Origin of the sequence: Streptomyces aurantiacus JA 4570 (assembly GCF_000414115.1) — a bacterium.
In the GTDB taxonomy this organism is placed as follows: domain Bacteria; phylum Actinomycetota; class Actinomycetes; order Streptomycetales; family Streptomycetaceae; genus Streptomyces; species Streptomyces aurantiacus_A.
Window position 1 is genome coordinate 1 of the sequence record NZ_AOPZ01000421.1, and the last position, 2,451, is coordinate 2,451.

Genomic DNA, 2,451 nt, shown 5'->3' on the forward strand with positions numbered 1-2,451 from the left:
CACCCACCCACCCGTGACTCTCGGCCTCAAGGTGAACGCGTTCGGGTTGCGGTGTTCCTCCCAGCGCTCGCCCTCCTCGCCTCCCTCCTCGGCGGGGCCTTCCTCGCACCGCCCTCCGCCCGCGCCGCCGACAAACCCACCGTCACCCTCTCCAAGTCCCAAACCGGTACCGGAGGTTCGGTCACCGTCAAAGGCGAGGGATGGCGGCCGAACGCCCTCCTCATGATGCTCGTCTGCGGGCAGGCGACCCCCGCCGCCGGTGTGCCGGGCGGCACCAACTCCTGCGCCAACTCGCAGGGGCGCGCCGTCACCACCGACGGCGACGGCGCCTTCAGCAAGAAGCTGCCCGTCACCGAACCCCCGAAGCCCTGTCCGTGCGTCGTGCACGTCGCCACCGTGACCGGCGCGAAGGCCGCCGTGGACGCGGCGTTCAAGGTCGCGGGACACCCGGTGAAGCCGCTGCCCGAGCAGCGCGCGGGCGGGCGGCTCTCCGTGCTCACCGACACCCGGCTCGACGGGTCGAGCGGCGTCCTCACCTGGTTCGGCTCGCCGCCGTCGCGGCGCCTTGTCTTCACCGTCGGCAACGTGGGCTCCGCGCCCGTCAAGGACCCCGTCTTCCAGGTCGGCACCTCGCACGGCGTGTTCGCCCCGAAGTGGGAGGAGCAGCAGTGGCGCGGCACCATCGCGCCCGGCAGGAAGGCGCAGATCAAGCTGTCCGTCGAGCTGCCCGCGGGCGCGCACGGCGACTATCTGGTGTCGCTGCGGTTCGGTGACAAGGTCCTCGCCGAGCAGCCGTGGGGCGTCGGGCGGCCGTGGGGCGTCACGCTGTTCTGGGTGCTGCTCTGCGTCGTCGTGCCCGCGGCCGTGTTCCGCGTCGGGATGGTGCTCGTCGACCGGCTCCGCCCGGACCGGCGCCGCCGCACCCCCGGCCGGCACCGCACGTCCCGCGTCGGCGACCTCACCGGACGCCTGCCCAAGCTGCGCCTTCCGCAGTCGGCCGTGACCGCCGAACGCGGCGGCACCCCGCCCGGCTCCGCGCCGGCGCCCGGAGCGCCCCCCTCGACCACCCTGCCCTGGTTCAGCCCGGACACAGACCCGGGCGCACCCGCAGGTCAGCTCTCCGCACCGTCCGACAACGGCCCCACGACGAAGGGACAGTAATGAGGAGGAAACGGAGCGCGAGGGCGGCGGGAGCGGCACCACCCCGTACCAGAGCGACCGCGGCCGGTGTCGCCCTGATGCTCGGCGGCACGGGGCTCGTCGGCACCGCCGTGCTCGCCGCGGCGACTCCGGCGCAGGCCGCCGAGGTCGCGTACAAGACCGAGTGCGTACCGCCGCCGATCTCCAACCTGCCGCCGGTGCACGGCACCACGAAGGTGGACGTCAAGGTGCCCGCCGAGGCGAAGGTCGGCGACGAGGTCGAGGTGGTGTGGAAGACCGTCGAGGCGGCGTCCAAGAACCCCGACATCCTCGACCTCGGCAAGGACACGGTCCTGCCGACCGGGACGATCAAGGTCGGCGGCGCGCAGAGCGGCGACCTGAAGATGGAGGGGACGCGGACCAACCCGCCCATACCCAAGGGCAGTCCGATGGTCCTGTCCGACATGAAGGGCAAGCTGAAGCTGACGAAGCCGGGCGAGGTGACGCTCACTCCGGGCGCGTACGACATCAACGTCAACAAGCCGATCTCCACGGACACCAAGTGCAAGCCGGAGGAGACGGTGAAGGCCGCGGCGACCATCAAGGTCACGGAGGGCGGCGGGAGTTCGGGCGGCACGACGTCGGGGGGCACCACCTCGGGCGGCACCACCTCGGGCGGCACGACGTCCGGCGGCACGACCACCGGCGGGAGCAGCTCCGGCGGCAGCACGTCCGGCGGGTCCGCCGCGGGCGGTTCCAGCGGCGGCGGCGACGGCCAGACCGACTTCCCCGGCAAGGAAGTCCAGATCCCCTACAAGTGCAAGACCCCCATCGGCGACAAGGAAGCCACCTCGCCGGTGCAGATCAACGCCAAGAAGAACGGCGGGAGTTACGGCCTCACGGTCCAGTTCAAGAAGTCCGTGATGGACAGCCCGGCCGACATCCCCGCGAACTCCGTGACGCCCTCGATGGACGTCAAGCTCGGCGGCGCCGACAAGGGCACCGTGCCGGTCGAGGGCCCCGCGAACAAGGAGCCCATCAAGTCCGGCGCCCCGATCACCATCCCCGACCTCACGGGCACCTACAAGCCCGGCGCCGACGGCAAGTCGACGCTGTCGCCCGGAGTCCTCACCGTGAAGGCGCTGGGCACGACCACGACGTGCACCCCGGCGAAGACCGAGGTGTCCCTGGAGCTCGACACCTCCGCGCAGCCGGGCGGCGCGTCCGGCGGCTCGGCGGGCAGCGGCGGCGCGGGCGGTCCGGGTACGTCGGGCGGCTCCGCCTCCGGTTCGGCGGGCGGCTCCGCGGGCG

The 2,451-nt window shown here is 72.7% G+C and carries 2 protein-coding genes; both read left to right on the forward strand.

The window, feature by feature from the left end:
- The first annotated feature begins 51 nt into the window (after window positions 1-51).
- Complete coding sequence (locus tag STRAU_RS32585) at window positions 52-1,161, forward strand: hypothetical protein (RefSeq protein ID WP_016644678.1); 1,110 nt, start codon at window positions 52-54, stop codon at window positions 1,159-1,161.
- A 77-nt stretch (window positions 1,162-1,238) separates the two neighbouring features.
- Window positions 1,239-2,451: hypothetical protein (locus tag STRAU_RS32590; protein ID WP_037663429.1), on the forward strand; the 1,213-nt coding region annotated here is incomplete at its 3' end.